This window comes from Bradyrhizobium sp., from assembly GCF_019242285.1.
Classification (GTDB): domain Bacteria; phylum Pseudomonadota; class Alphaproteobacteria; order Rhizobiales; family Xanthobacteraceae; genus Bradyrhizobium.
On the sequence record NZ_JAFAVV010000882.1, the window covers coordinates 1 to 11745 of the forward strand.

Genomic DNA, 11745 nt, shown 5'->3' on the forward strand with positions numbered 1-11745 from the left:
GCATGTCGCTTGCGCTCATGCGGGCTACAGAACGAGTCGGAGCCCGGATGAGCGAAGCGATATCCGGGTCCTTTGGTTAAGCACGCTCCCGCATGTCGCTTGCGCTCATGCGGGCTACAGAACGAGTCGTAGCCCGGATGAGCGAAGCGACATCCGGGTTTTTTGGCAGACACGATCCCGCATGTCGCTTGCGCTCATGCGGACTACAGAACGAGTCGTAGCCCGGATGAGCGAAGCGACATCCGGGTCTTTTGGCAGACACGCTCCCGCATGTCGCTTGCGCTCATGCGGGCTACACCCTACACGCCTCACTCAAGCCCGTTCACCAAACGATCCCCTCAGCTCGCCTAGATCGCCCGCCCAGTCCTCAGGCAACAAACCTTCTCGAACGAACCGACCAAACGAGGAATAAGGCCATTGGCAAACGCGTTGCACGAACCCGTGCTTGACGGGATTGAAATGGATGTAGTCGACGTGCTGAGCAAAATCCTGCTCGTCAGTGATGGTGTACTCCCAAAACCGTCGCTGCCACAATGCCAGATCGCCATTGGGCGCCCGCTTCAGATTGGCACCACTTTTGATCAGCGCGCTGCTGAAGTGCCCCTTGATCCGCCGCCAGCGACCCGGAAAATCGGAATCGCCAACCGGCAGAGTCATGACGGTATGCAAATGATCGGGCAGAATGACGATTGCCTCCAGCGCAAAAGGCCGCTCTTTCCGGGCGACACGAAAGGCGCTGCGCAAGGCATCGACATGCCCTACGAGGATTTCGGAACGGCGATCCGCAAGGGTGACGGTGAAAAATAGGTCCCGCCGGGGACAAAATTTCGCCGATACTGGACCCATCAGTCTGCTCCGTCCCGCATATCGCTGCGCTCATGCGGGCTACGTGGTATATAGCAACAACCAAAAACACAGGAAACGTCCCATGCCTCTGCTCCAGAACCACCTTGCCGTCATCACCGGCGCCGCCTCCGGCATCGGCCGCGGGATCGCGCAGGCCTATGCACGCGAAGGCGCGCGCGTCGTGCTGCTCGATGTCAATGAACAGGCGGCGGCGGAGGCGGCGCAGGAGATCCGAAACGGCGGCGGAGAGGCCGATAGTTTTGCGCTCGACGTCACCAACCGCGAGGATTGCTTCAGAGTGGCAAAACAGGTGGCGGACAAGGCCGGCCAGGTCTCGATCCTGGTCAACAATGCCGGCATCACCCGCCGCAACGGCTTCACGTCCGATGCCGACACCGTGCTGAAGGACTGGCACGATGTGCTCGGCATCAACCTGCACGGGCCGTTCAACGTCACGCAGGCGTTCCTGGAGCCGCTCCGCGCCACGAAGGGCCGCATCATCAACATCGGCTCGATCCAGTCCTTCCTGCATTTGCGCACGCCGACCTCGCCGGCCTACACCACCTCCAAGCATGGCGTGCTCGGCTTCACCCGCGCGCTCGCGGTCGAGCTCGGCAGGCACGGCATTCGCGTCAACGCGATCGGTCCGGGCTTCATCGAGACGCCGCTGAACGAGAAGGTGCGCGCCTCGAACCCGGAACTGGTCAAGACCTTCATGGACCACACCCCGCTCGGCCGCTCCGGCACGCCGGCCGACATCGCGGGGCCCGCGGTGTTCCTCGCCTCCGATCTGTCGGCCTATGTCACCGGCACCATCCTGATGGCGGATGGCGGCTACCGGTCGGTATGACGCCATGTCGAACGCCCCGCACTACGTGATCGATGTGCCGGCGTTCTGGGCCGATCCCTATCCCGATCTCGCGCGCATGCGCCGGTGCGCGCCGATCGCCTTCGTGCCGCAGCTCGGCTCGACTGTCTTCACCCGCCGCGACGACATCTTCACCCAGGAGAAGCGCATCGACGTCTTCTCCTCGCATCAGCCGGACGGGCTGATGAACGTGCTGATGGGTCACAACATGATGCGCAAGGATGGCGACGCGCACATGTCCGAGCGGGCGCAGATGTTTCCCTCGGTGTCGCCGCGCGCCGTGCGCGAGACCTGGCTTGCGAAGTTCCATGCCCATGCGGAGCGCATCCTCGATGAACTTGCGCCGCGCAGAGCAGCAGACCTCGTCAAGGCGTTCGCACTGCCGTTCTCGGCCGAGTGCCTGAAGGACATCACCGGGCTCACCAACATCTCCTACCAGGAGATGGACGCCTGGTCGCAGGCGATGATCGACGGCGTCGCCAACTACACCGGCGACGAGACGATCGAAACGCGCTGCCACGCCGCGACCACCGGCATCGATGCTGCGATCGACGACATGATTCCGGTGCTGACGAAACATCCGAACAACTCGATCCTGAGCGTGCTGCTCGCAGCCGGCCAGAACATGGACAGCGTGCGCGCCAACGTCAAGCTCGCCATCTCCGGCGGGCAGAACGAGCCGCGCGACGCCGTCTCCGCCGCGACCTGGGCGCTGCTGACGCACCCCGACCAACTCGCGCTGATCCGCGATGGAAGGGCGAGGTGGATCGACGCGTTCGAAGAATATGCGCGCTGGATCACGCCGATCGGCATGTCGCCGCGGCGAGTAGCAAAGCCGTGCCGCTACGGAGGCATCGATTTCGAGCCGGACGACCGCGTGTTCTTCATGTTCGGCTCGGCCAATCGCGACGAGGCCTGCTTCGACGAGCCGGATCGCTTCGACATCACCCGCGACACGCAGAAGAGCATCGCTTTCGGTGCCGGCCCGCATTATTGCGCCGGAGCCTTCGCCTCGCGCGCCATGGTCGCCGATGTCGCGCTGCCGAGCCTGTTCGCGCGGCTGAAGGGGTTGCGGCTCGATCCGTCGGACCCGGTCAGGATCGGCGGCTGGGCGTTTCGCGGCCTGCTCAATCTGCCGGTGGACTGGAAGGTGAACTAACGCTGCAATCGGCCTCTCGCCCATGCGCCGATGGTCAGGACGAGCGCGATGACCGCGACCCAGGCCGCGGTCAGTTCGATCGCGCGCAGCACGAAGGCCGTCAGCACCGCCCACGACGCCTGCGCTTCTTCGGCATAGCCGATCGGAACCACGTCGGGCACCAACCAGCGGGCGAGCACAAGGCTGATCGCGAAGGCAGTGATCGCCAATCCGAGAATGATCCAGGCAGCGCGCATTGAACCCTCCCGCAGCCGCACCGCCATACCTGACATGCCGGGCCGGGAAAGCGATTGATGTTGATCAATGGCAGCCGAAGCTTGCGGCATGGACGACTCTCGACCAACGTCACGCTGGATTGCCGTGAGTCGTTTTTTTAGGAGTTGTGAGCGTGGCGAATGAGTCGGTGCTCCGGCGCAGACGGCCGGGGCCGCAAGGCCGTTCCGGACCGCAAGGCCATCCAGGTCGGCCCGGACCGGACGGCAAGCCGGGCCGGCCCGGACCGCAGGGAAAGACAGGACCACAGGGGCCGAAAGGTGCGCGCGGGGAACCCGGGCCGCAGGGCAAGCAGGGGCCGCCAGGTTCGCGCGGCGAGGCCGGACCGCCCGGCCAGCTTCCGTCGATCGAGGAGCTGATGCCGTGGCTGCACCGGATCTTCGACGCCTATGACGAGCACAGGCGGGAACGCACACGCGAGGCCGCGCTCCGCGAGGAGATCGAGGCACAGGGGCTCGAGGCGATGAAGGTGTTCGAGCACGCCATCGCCGACGACGACGGCATGGAAAATTTCGACGAGCGCGACGAGGATGGCGCGCCCGGGAAGAAGAAGCACCGCAAGGACAAGAAGAAGCACAAGCACAAACACAAGGAGAAACAGCAGGACTGGTGATAGGCGCGCCGCTTCCCGCGGCCTGTGCTTAACCGAAGCGCAGCCGCGAGCGCTCCTTGGCCTTCTCCGCTTCGATCTCGCGGTTGCGCGTGGGCGCCTGCGTATGCAGCGAGGTGAGCAGCTTTCGCGCAGCTTCGGAGACCTCGGCGACCGCGCGGTCGAATGCCGCCTCGTTCGCCTGCGACGGCTTGTTGAAGCCGGACAGCTTGCGCACGAATTGCAGCGCCGAAGCGTGGATCTCGTCATCCGTCGCCGGGGGCTCGAAATTGAACAGCGTCTTGATGTTGCGGCACATGTCTCGCTCCTGGCAGTCCGGGGCAGCGCTTCCTCACAGGACGGTCGGTCCGTCCGAAATGCTACATCGGCGAACCATTTTGTCATAGAATGCACGCCGGTTCCCGAACGAGCGGATGGTTCGATGGCGCATGTCACCTACAAGATCGTCCAGCATGACGGCGGCTGGGCCTATACCGTCGACGGCGTGTTCTCGGAGAGTTTTGCAAGCCACGCCGCGGCGCTCACCGCGGCCCGGCGCGCCGCAGCCGAGCAACGGATCCCGGGACGCACCGAGGCGATCGAATACGAGACCGCCGACGGCAAGTGGCACTCTGAGACCGCCGCCGGCAGCGACCGCCCCGACACCGACGTCGAGGACAGCGCCTGAACCGGCGAGCCTCAGAACGGAACCCGCACCCCGAGCCGATCGAAGAACGCGCGGCCGGTTGCCGTCAGCCGCAATGCCCGCGGGATGCGGCGAGGTGCAACCCCCCGCAGCTCGGTCAGCCGCTTCAGGATCGCGCTCGGCAACGGCCCGGAGAGGTGCGGCACCCGCTCGGTCCAGTCGTTGCACAGGCGGCAATGCGGCGAGCGCGACGGGTTGAAGTCGATCCCTTCGGACCGGCACCAGGCCAGACCGCGCCCGGTGAGCTCGCCGGTCCGTCCGTTGAGCGCGACGAGCCTGCGGCGTACCAGCGCTTCGCCCAGCGCCACGCCGAGCTGGCCGGCGAGATGACGATAGCAGGTGCGCGACTGCCGCAGTTCCGCGCAAGCCGCCGGGCGCCTGCCACCCTGGGTCTTGACTGCGAGATTGACCAGGCTCTCGATCAGCGCGGCGACGTCGTCGTCGACGATCCGGTAATATCTGAAGCGGCCCTGCGCCCACACCGAAAGCACGCGCGCATCGACCAGCTTCTGCAGATGCGCGCTCGCGCTCTGCGGCGAGATGCCGGCGGCGGAGGCGAGCTCGCCGGCCGGCAGCGCCTTGCCGTCGGCAAGTGCACTGACGATCGCCTCGCGCGCGGGATCGCCGAGCGCCTCGGCGACGCGGGCGAAGCCGGACTGCATCGATGGCCGGGCCAACGCCATGCGAACTCCTCGTCAGATCAGAGCGCAACCATAGTCCAGTCCAGGTGGAACTCATTTCATGATTTGATGAAACATCCCGCCCGCCTCGCCTGCGATGCTCACCCCGCCTGATGCAGCGGAAGAGGAGGCCATCATGATCCACGCGAACACGCGCAACGAGAGCGAGCGCATCTATCAGCTCTGGGACGAGGCCCTCGGCAAGAAGGACCTGGAGGCCTCGCTCGCGCTCTATGCCGAGGACGCATCGATCGAAAGCCCGCTGGTGCGGCATCTGATGAACACCGGCGAGGGCATCATGCAGGGCAAGGAGAACCTGCGCCGGTTCATCGCCAAGGTGTTCCAGACCAACCCGGCACAGCGGAAGCGCTTCAAGCAGGGCTTCTTCAGCGACGGGCGCGTCGTGACCTGGGAATACCCGCGATCCTCGCCGGATGGCGAGCAGATGGACCTGGTCGAGATCATGGAGATCGAGGACGGCCTGATCCGGCGCCATCGCGTCTATTGGGGCTGGTATGCGTTGAAGCTGCAGATCCTCAACGAGGCTTGACCAACAAAATCCTGTCGCTGACCATTCTCCTCGGCCCTCCCCGCCCGGCGTGATAGGCTTGCGCCCAAGCGGCGTAGGCCGCAAATCTCGGGGAGGACGACATGAACGGCTTTGGCGCGGCGCTATCCGCCGCCCTGGTACTGACATCGGTGACGGCAATGGCGGCGGACTATCCTGCGCCCAGGGAAGGCGACTGGATCGCGAAGGACTTCAGGTTCCACACCGGCGAGACGATGCCGGAATTGAAGCTGCACTACACGACGATCGGCGAGCCAGCCGGACAGCCGGTGCTGGTGCTGCACGGCTCCGGCGGTTCGGCGGCGAGCATGCTGACGCCGTCCTTCGCCGGCGAGCTGTTCGGCCGGGGCCAGCCGCTCGATGCGACGAGATACTACATCATCATTCCCGACAGCATCGGTCATGGCAAATCCACCAAGCCGTCGGACGGCATGAGAACGGCGTTTCCGAAATACGACTATGCGGACATGGTCGACGCGCAGTACCGCCTGGTGAAGGAGGGACTCGGCATCAGCCATCTGCGGCTCGTGATCGGCAACTCGATGGGCGGCATGCACACCTGGCTGTGGGGTGTGCGCTATCCGTCCTTCATGGACGTGCTGGTGCCGATGGCTTCGCAGCCAACCGAGATGGCGGCACGCAACTGGATCTTGCGGCGGATGATGCTGGAGACCATCCGCAACGATCCCGACTACAACGGCGGCAACTACACCTCGCCGCCGCGGATGATGAAATACGCCATCGTCGCCTATCGTTTCGCCAGCGCCGGCGGCACGCTGGCCTACCAGGTGCAGGCGCCGACCGCGGCAAAGGCCGATGGCCTGGTCGCCGAGCAACTGGCGCAGCCCGTCACCGCGGACGCCAACGACTACGTCTATCAGTGGGACGCCTCGCACGACTACAATCCGTCCGCCGACCTGGAAAGGATCGAGGCCACGCTGCTCGCGATCAATGCCGCCGACGATGAGCGCAATCCGCCGGAGACCGGCGTCACGGCCGCGGCGATCAACCGCATCAGGAACGGCAGAATCTATCTAATCCCGGCGAGCACGGAGACGCGCGGACATCTCACCACCGGCAATGCGGCGTTCTATGCCGAGCAGTTGAAGGAGTTGCTGCAGACGGCGCCGCAGAAGACCATGTGAGCGCAGACGGATTGATGCGCCCGGGAAGGCTTCGTGCGGCGGACGCGGCGTAGCCCGCACGTCTGTTTGGATCGCCTCGTTTTGCCGCCGATGGCGGCAGACGTCGGACGCGCAGGGTGGTAGGCTGATTCGAAACATCGGAGCACCCTATGGCCGACCTTGCTGCAGGCGACCTCGCCACGATCTATCCCAAGCCGACCTCGCGCGTGCTCGCGAAGGCGCGCCCGGCGCTCGACGCGCACTCCACCAGGTTCATCGCGATGTCGCCATTCTGCGTGCTTGCGACCTCCGGTTCCGATGGCAGCGTCGACGCCTCGCCGCGCGGCGGCACGCCCGGCTTCATCCATATCGAAGGGCCGAACGCGCTGCTGATGCCGGACCGCTCAGGCAACAACCGCATCGACAGCTTCCGCAACATCGTCGAGGGCAGCGGCTTCCTGCAGCTCATCTTCTTCATTCCCGGAATCGACGAGACCCTGCGCGTCGGGGGCCGGGGCACGGTCACGGCAGAACCGGAGCTGCTCGCGCGAATGGAGGAATTCGGCAAGCCGCCACGCGCGGTGCTGCGCATCGACGTGCACGAGGCCTATTTCCATTGCGGCAAGGCGTTGATGCGTTCCCGCCTCTGGTCGCCCGAGACACGCGTCGCGCGCTCCTCGTTTCCGAGCATCGCCGAGATCATCCACGAGCAGACCAGCCTCGGCGAACCGGAGCCGCAGGCCGCGGTCGTCGCACGCTACGAGACGCAGCTTTGATGCAAGGCTGAAAGTGCCCGGGTGAAGACGCTCAGTGGTCCTCGCCCTCGAGTCCGCCGACATGCTTCTGGGTGTAGAGTTCGAGGCCGATGCGCTGGATCAGGTCGAGCTGGGTTTCCAGGAAATCGATGTGGTGCTCCTCGTCCTTCATCAGCGACTCGAACAGGTCGCGCGTGACGTAGTCCTTCACGCCGTGGCAATGGGTCGCGGCTTCCTGATAGAGCGCACGCGCGCTCATCTCGGCGGCCAGGTCGCAGTCGATGATCTCCTTCACGGTCTGGCCGATCCGCAAGGGATCGAGCACCTGCATGTTGGGAAAGCCGTCGAGGAAGATGATCCGGTCGGTGAGCCGGTCGGCATGCTGCATCTCCTCGATCGACTCCTTGCGCCAGACCTTGGCCATCTCGAGCAGGCCCCAATTGTTGAGGATCCTGAAGTGCAGCCAGTACTGGTTGATGGCCGTGAGCTCGTGACGCAGCGACTTGTTGAGGTAGTCAATGACCTTGGGGTCGCCCTGCATGATGCGCTCCGGGTTGCGGCGGGGGCCGTGAAGACGGGGTGATTTCTGGCGGAGATTTTTGTGCAGGGCAACCCCGGCCGCGCAACCGCATGGGGATCGCGCCTCCGAAACCGAGGGAGATATCTCGGGAAAATATCAGGCCGCAGCGAGCGCGAACACGTTCTCGAGCGGAGCCTCGGTCTCGCCTCGGCTGTGCGGGCAGCCGGCAAAGCAGGCCTCGGCGCAGGCCCCGAGCGCCTCGTCAACGATCGTCTTGATGGTACGCGCGCAGCGACCACATTCGGCGCTGCAACCCAGGCAGCCGTAGACCTGCTTGGGATTGCGCGGCAGCTCATCCGCCGCCGTTCGGACGGCGTCGCGGACATCATGGTCGCTTAAGACATTACAGGAACAGACGATCATAACAACGGACGTACCCTTCTAAGGTGCATATGATCATCGATAGTGAAGACGGCGCAGCGGCGCAAAAGGAAAAACCGGCTTTTGAAGCGATTCCAAACTGCCGGCTATTATTCCCAAGTATTCCCAAGGCTCCCATCCAGACTTAGAACCAATCGAAGCGGCGTTAATTGCGGAAGATCAACGTCATCCCCCCGTGGTCTACCGGGGACCACTAGTCGCCCCCTCCTCCGCCGCCACCATCTCCACCGCCACTGTCACTTCCGCTGTCGCCGGCCGTGCCGTCGCTGCCGGAGCTCGAATCCTGGCCGCCGCCGTCGGCGACGGGGTTCCCCGAACTGTCGGTGTCAGAAGATTGCACCGACCAACTCGCGAAGCTCCAGCCGTCGTTCGACGGGCTGCTCGAATAGTTGCCGTCATAGGGGTCCCCGCCGGCGCGGGACGCCCGTCGCTGGGGACGGCGGTCCGTGCGCATCATCAGCGCAAGGCAGACGAGCGATGTCGCGGCGACCGCGACCATGAAGGCTGTGATTGCGTTGATCATTCGGCGGGTCCATTCATCATCCAGATCACTCATCCAGAAAACCGATTGTGCGACGCAAAAGCGGCACTACGCGGCCACGATTGGTCGCCAATCTTGGCGTCGTCGTTCATCGATCGTTCAAGCGAAGTGTGGAACTTTTGCCACCATGAGGATCACTTCTGCTACTCCATAGGGATGGGCGAGGGGATCCCGGTCTGGTTCGGAAAGGTAAGGCTATGAAGAAGACCCTGATGGCCATCGGTGCCGTCGCAGCACTCGGCCTCTCCGCGGCCTCGCCCGCCCACGCCCAGCGTGGCGTCGGTGCCGGCATTGCGGCGGGACTGATCGGCGGCGCCATTGTGGGCGGCGCGATCGCCTCGAGCCCGTATAATTACGGGCCCGGTTATTACTATGGACCTGGCCCATACCCCTACGACGGTCCGGCCTATGTCGGTGGGCCCTACGGACCCTGCTACTGGCAGCACCAGCGCTTCTGGGATGGGTTTGCTTGGCGCGTGCGCAACGTCCGCGTCTGCGAATAGACATTCACCTTCATTAAATTTGCAATGACGCCCCGAAAGCCGGCAGTTTTCCGGGGCGTTTTGCTTCCTTTTGCCTGAAGGCGGCCCTTTTTCTCGGGCCAGTCCACTTCTGCGTTTACGTTCGATTGACTATTCGGCGCTTTTCTAGCGCTAGGCCAGTCGAACCCGGATGTCCCAGTGGTTGTGCTGGCGTTCCGAAACGTTCCTCAAGGTTCCCGAAACCGGCGCCTGACGGCGCCATCCCTAAGGAGAGTCCAGTTCATGAAGAAGACCCTTGCGGCCAGCCTTGCGATCGCAACGATCGCGGCCTCGCTCACGGTGACGCCGGCGAGCGCCCAGCGCGGTGTCGGTGCCGGCATTGCGGCCGGACTGATCGGCGGCGCCATCGTTGGCGGCGCGATCGCCTCCAGCCGCGCGGCGCCCTATGGCGGCCCCGTCTACTATGAAGAAGCCCCGCCGCCCCCGCCCTATGGCTGCCACTGGCGTCACGAGCGCTACTGGGACGGCTATGCCTGGAACGTCCGCCCTGTACGCGTCTGCTACTGAGCGATCAGCGCAGCGACCCGCGAAGGAGCCCGGCCGAACCATCGGCCGGGCTTTCTCATTTCCGCGGTCTCAACGCTGCGCATTGATCGAGCGCAGCACGGCTTCGCTCGGCCAGCAATCGACCTTGAGCCCAGCCGATTTCTGGTAGGCGCCGAGCGCCGCGCGCGTCAGCATCCCGGCCTTGCCGTCGATCTTGTCCTTGTAGATCCCGATCCGGGTCAGCCCCTTCTGCATCGCCTCGACGTCGGCAGTGCGGAGCTGCGCCGAAGCCGACCACGGCGTTGCGAATGGTAGCGGGCTCGTCATGCGGTCAGAGAGGTGACCGACGAACAGCACGTAGAGATCGGAGAAATTGTATTCCTTGATCACGAAGTAGTTCTTGGTGGTGAGAAAGGCCGGACCGTAGATGCCCTCGGGTTGCAGCAGGGACGCCGGCTCGGCCTGCTCCTTCGCGCTCAGCTTCTGCCCGCGCACCGGCACGAAGCCGGCCCGCAGCCACTCGCCGATCGGCTTCGTCATCTCCGGCACGCCCATGGTGCAGTCGACATTGTCCGGCGCACGCACCTCATGGGCCCAACGCAGGCCGCCCTGCCAGCCCTTGTGCGCGAGTTGCTGCGCGGCGGAGGCGAGCGCATCCGGCACCGAGTGCCAGATGTCGACGCGGCCGTCGCCGTCGAGGTCGACGCCGTGCTGATAGTATTCCGACGGCAGGAACTGGGTGAGCCCGACCGCCCCGCCCCAGGATGCGCGCAGGTCCTTGCGCGCAACGACGCCCTCGCCGAGCAGCTTCAGCGCCAGGATGAACTCGCCGCGATACTGGTCCTTGCGCCGCCCGACATAGGCCTGTGTCGCCAGCACGCGGATCGCGTCATAGGGCAGCGTGTAACGGCCGAAATCCGTCTCGCGACCCCAGATCGCAAGCACGACGGTGGCGGGCACGCCAAAGCGCGCCTCGATCTTGTCGAGGGAAGGCCGATATTGCTGCATCAGCTTCTGCCCGTAAGCGGCAAGCCGGGCGATGCTCGCTTCCTTGATGTAGTCAGCCGGCACCTGCACGAACTCGGCCTGCGACGGCGCGCCCGTCGCGGGCCGTCCCGGCAGGATCAGATCGGGCAATTTGTAATCGGGCTCGAGACCCGCGGTCTCGTGGTCGAAGGTCTGCCGGGCGACGCCCTGCTTCTGCGCCTCAGGCCAGAGCGAGGCCACGAACTGCGCGAAGGCGGCATCGGCGGCCAAGGCGGAGGAATTGGGCGCGGTCAGGATCACCGCAATTGTGAGCAGGCAGCGAATGCTCGTTCGAAACGACTCGCCCACGCGTTGTCTTGTCCCTACTTCACCGCCACGATGAAAATCCGGGGAAAGCGGAACAGCACCTTGCCGTCGGCCTGCGGCAGATAGGTGGCGGCGATCCGGCCGGTGTACTCGGCGAGGAATTGCCGGACCTCGTGCGGCTCCAGCAGATCGAGGAAAGGCCGCAGGCCCGTTCCCTTGACCCATTCGACGACGGCGACGGGGTCGTCGAGCACGTGATAATAGATCGTGTGCCAGATCTGAAAATGCGTGCAGAGCGGACTGAGCGCATCGTAATAGCCGCCCGGCGTCGCAAGCTCGTCGCGCACCCGCGCC

General features: G+C 64.7%; 17 protein-coding genes and 1 pseudogene. 9 read left to right on the top strand and 9 right to left on the bottom strand.

Going from position 1 to position 11745, the window contains the following annotated elements:
* Positions 1 to 312: 312 nt before the first annotated feature.
* A complete protein-coding gene (locus tag JOY90_RS36235; protein WP_367277036.1) occupies positions 313 to 846 on the bottom strand; it encodes a transposase in 534 nt (177 codons plus the stop codon).
* A gap of 82 nt (positions 847 to 928) precedes the next feature.
* On the opposite strand from JOY90_RS36235, the gene JOY90_RS36240 reads away from it, so the two are divergent.
* Entirely contained in the window at positions 929 to 1696 is a 768-nt protein-coding gene (locus tag JOY90_RS36240) for an SDR family oxidoreductase (protein ID WP_291695888.1), read from the top strand.
* A 4-nt stretch (positions 1697 to 1700) separates the two neighbouring features.
* Positions 1701 to 2873, top strand: a complete 1173-nt coding sequence (locus JOY90_RS36245) for a cytochrome P450 (protein WP_291695889.1) — start codon at positions 1701 to 1703, stop codon at positions 2871 to 2873.
* Here JOY90_RS36245 and JOY90_RS36250 read toward each other — a convergent pair.
* The gene (locus JOY90_RS36250) at positions 2870 to 3199 is read right to left on the bottom strand and encodes a hypothetical protein (RefSeq protein ID WP_291695890.1); all 330 of its coding nucleotides are present in this window, start codon (positions 3197 to 3199) and stop codon (positions 2870 to 2872) included. The two genes, JOY90_RS36245 and JOY90_RS36250, sit on opposite strands and share 4 nt — an antisense overlap.
* Positions 3200 to 3261: 62 nt before the next feature.
* On the opposite strand from JOY90_RS36250, the gene JOY90_RS36255 reads away from it, so the two are divergent.
* On the top strand, positions 3262 to 3759 hold the full coding sequence (locus JOY90_RS36255; RefSeq protein ID WP_291695891.1) for a collagen-like protein: 498 nt from the start codon (positions 3262 to 3264) through the stop codon (positions 3757 to 3759).
* 28 nt (positions 3760 to 3787) lie between these two features.
* Here the strand turns inward: JOY90_RS36255 and JOY90_RS36260 are convergent, their stop codons facing one another.
* A complete protein-coding gene (locus JOY90_RS36260) occupies positions 3788 to 4054 on the bottom strand; it encodes a DUF2277 domain-containing protein (protein WP_291695892.1) in 267 nt (88 codons plus the stop codon).
* Between the two features lie 123 nt (positions 4055 to 4177).
* Here JOY90_RS36260 and JOY90_RS36265 point away from each other — a divergent pair, with 123 nt between their 5' ends.
* Entirely contained in the window at positions 4178 to 4423 is a 246-nt protein-coding gene (locus JOY90_RS36265) for a DUF2188 domain-containing protein (RefSeq protein WP_291695893.1), read from the top strand.
* 11 nt (positions 4424 to 4434) lie between these two features.
* Here the strand turns inward: JOY90_RS36265 and JOY90_RS36270 are convergent, their stop codons facing one another.
* On the bottom strand, positions 4435 to 5124 hold the full coding sequence (locus JOY90_RS36270; RefSeq protein ID WP_291695894.1) for a helix-turn-helix transcriptional regulator: 690 nt from the start codon (positions 5122 to 5124) through the stop codon (positions 4435 to 4437).
* Positions 5125 to 5257: 133 nt separating this feature from the next.
* On the opposite strand from JOY90_RS36270, the gene JOY90_RS36275 reads away from it, so the two are divergent.
* The 3 genes from JOY90_RS36275 (at position 5258) to JOY90_RS36285 (ending at position 7589) form a co-directional block, all read left to right on the top strand.
* Positions 5258 to 5671, top strand: coding sequence for a nuclear transport factor 2 family protein (locus tag JOY90_RS36275; RefSeq protein ID WP_291695895.1), 414 nt, complete (start codon positions 5258 to 5260; stop codon positions 5669 to 5671).
* 101 nt (positions 5672 to 5772) lie between these two features.
* Positions 5773 to 6834 (top strand): alpha/beta fold hydrolase, encoded by a 1062-nt coding sequence (locus tag JOY90_RS36280; protein WP_291695896.1) that lies wholly within the window; start codon positions 5773 to 5775, stop codon positions 6832 to 6834.
* Between the two features lie 149 nt (positions 6835 to 6983).
* Positions 6984 to 7589 carry a pyridoxamine 5'-phosphate oxidase family protein gene (locus JOY90_RS36285; RefSeq protein ID WP_291695897.1) on the top strand — a complete coding sequence of 202 codons (606 nt, stop codon included), beginning with the start codon at positions 6984 to 6986 and terminating at the stop codon, positions 7587 to 7589.
* Between the two features lie 31 nt (positions 7590 to 7620).
* Here the strand turns inward: JOY90_RS36285 and bfr are convergent, their stop codons facing one another.
* The 3 genes from bfr to JOY90_RS36300 form a co-directional block, all read right to left on the bottom strand.
* Positions 7621 to 8109, bottom strand: a complete 489-nt coding sequence (bfr, locus tag JOY90_RS36290) for a bacterioferritin (RefSeq protein ID WP_291695898.1) — start codon at positions 8107 to 8109, stop codon at positions 7621 to 7623.
* A gap of 135 nt (positions 8110 to 8244) precedes the next feature.
* Entirely contained in the window at positions 8245 to 8511 is a 267-nt protein-coding gene (locus tag JOY90_RS36295) for a (2Fe-2S)-binding protein (RefSeq protein ID WP_291695899.1), read from the bottom strand.
* Positions 8512 to 8722: 211 nt separating this feature from the next.
* Entirely contained in the window at positions 8723 to 9052 is a 330-nt protein-coding gene (locus JOY90_RS36300) for a hypothetical protein (RefSeq protein WP_291695900.1), read from the bottom strand.
* 215 nt (positions 9053 to 9267) lie between these two features.
* Between JOY90_RS36300 and JOY90_RS36305 the strand changes: the two genes are divergently transcribed.
* Together JOY90_RS36305 and JOY90_RS36310 are read left to right on the top strand one after the other, a co-directional pair.
* Positions 9268 to 9573: a hypothetical protein gene (locus JOY90_RS36305; protein ID WP_291695901.1), complete on the top strand. Its 306-nt coding sequence runs from the start codon at positions 9268 to 9270 to the stop codon at positions 9571 to 9573.
* A gap of 261 nt (positions 9574 to 9834) precedes the next feature.
* Positions 9835 to 10119 carry a hypothetical protein gene (locus tag JOY90_RS36310; RefSeq protein ID WP_291695902.1) on the top strand — a complete coding sequence of 95 codons (285 nt, stop codon included), beginning with the start codon at positions 9835 to 9837 and terminating at the stop codon, positions 10117 to 10119.
* A gap of 69 nt (positions 10120 to 10188) precedes the next feature.
* Here the strand turns inward: JOY90_RS36310 and JOY90_RS36315 are convergent, their stop codons facing one another.
* Both JOY90_RS36315 and JOY90_RS36320 read right to left on the bottom strand, forming a co-directional pair.
* Positions 10189 to 11409 (bottom strand): lytic murein transglycosylase, encoded by a 1221-nt coding sequence (locus JOY90_RS36315; RefSeq protein WP_291695903.1) that lies wholly within the window; start codon positions 11407 to 11409, stop codon positions 10189 to 10191.
* Between the two features lie 38 nt (positions 11410 to 11447).
* Positions 11448 to 11745, bottom strand: a pseudogene (locus tag JOY90_RS36320) (trans-aconitate 2-methyltransferase); the annotation flags it as partial.

Excerpts from the sequence above, each read along its gene's own strand:
- JOY90_RS36235 (WP_367277036.1), bottom strand. The coding sequence starts at position 846 with ATGGGTCCAGTATCGGCGAAATTTTGTCCCCGGCGGGACCTATTTTTC.
- JOY90_RS36240 (WP_291695888.1), top strand. The coding sequence starts at position 929 with ATGCCTCTGCTCCAGAACCACCTTGCCGTCATCACCGGCGCCGCCTCC.
- JOY90_RS36245 (WP_291695889.1), top strand. The coding sequence starts at position 1,701 with ATGTCGAACGCCCCGCACTACGTGATCGATGTGCCGGCGTTCTGGGCC.
- JOY90_RS36250 (WP_291695890.1), bottom strand. The coding sequence starts at position 3,199 with ATGCCGCAAGCTTCGGCTGCCATTGATCAACATCAATCGCTTTCCCGG.
- JOY90_RS36260 (WP_291695892.1), bottom strand. The coding sequence starts at position 4,054 with ATGTGCCGCAACATCAAGACGCTGTTCAATTTCGAGCCCCCGGCGACG.
- JOY90_RS36265 (WP_291695893.1), top strand. The coding sequence starts at position 4,178 with ATGGCGCATGTCACCTACAAGATCGTCCAGCATGACGGCGGCTGGGCC.
- JOY90_RS36270 (WP_291695894.1), bottom strand. The coding sequence starts at position 5,124 with ATGGCGTTGGCCCGGCCATCGATGCAGTCCGGCTTCGCCCGCGTCGCC.
- JOY90_RS36275 (WP_291695895.1), top strand. The coding sequence starts at position 5,258 with ATGATCCACGCGAACACGCGCAACGAGAGCGAGCGCATCTATCAGCTC.
- JOY90_RS36280 (WP_291695896.1), top strand. The coding sequence starts at position 5,773 with ATGAACGGCTTTGGCGCGGCGCTATCCGCCGCCCTGGTACTGACATCG.
- JOY90_RS36285 (WP_291695897.1), top strand. The coding sequence starts at position 6,984 with ATGGCCGACCTTGCTGCAGGCGACCTCGCCACGATCTATCCCAAGCCG.
- bfr (WP_291695898.1), bottom strand. The coding sequence starts at position 8,109 with ATGCAGGGCGACCCCAAGGTCATTGACTACCTCAACAAGTCGCTGCGT.
- JOY90_RS36295 (WP_291695899.1), bottom strand. The coding sequence starts at position 8,511 with ATGATCGTCTGTTCCTGTAATGTCTTAAGCGACCATGATGTCCGCGAC.
- JOY90_RS36300 (WP_291695900.1), bottom strand. The coding sequence starts at position 9,052 with ATGATCAACGCAATCACAGCCTTCATGGTCGCGGTCGCCGCGACATCG.
- JOY90_RS36305 (WP_291695901.1), top strand. The coding sequence starts at position 9,268 with ATGAAGAAGACCCTGATGGCCATCGGTGCCGTCGCAGCACTCGGCCTC.
- JOY90_RS36310 (WP_291695902.1), top strand. The coding sequence starts at position 9,835 with ATGAAGAAGACCCTTGCGGCCAGCCTTGCGATCGCAACGATCGCGGCC.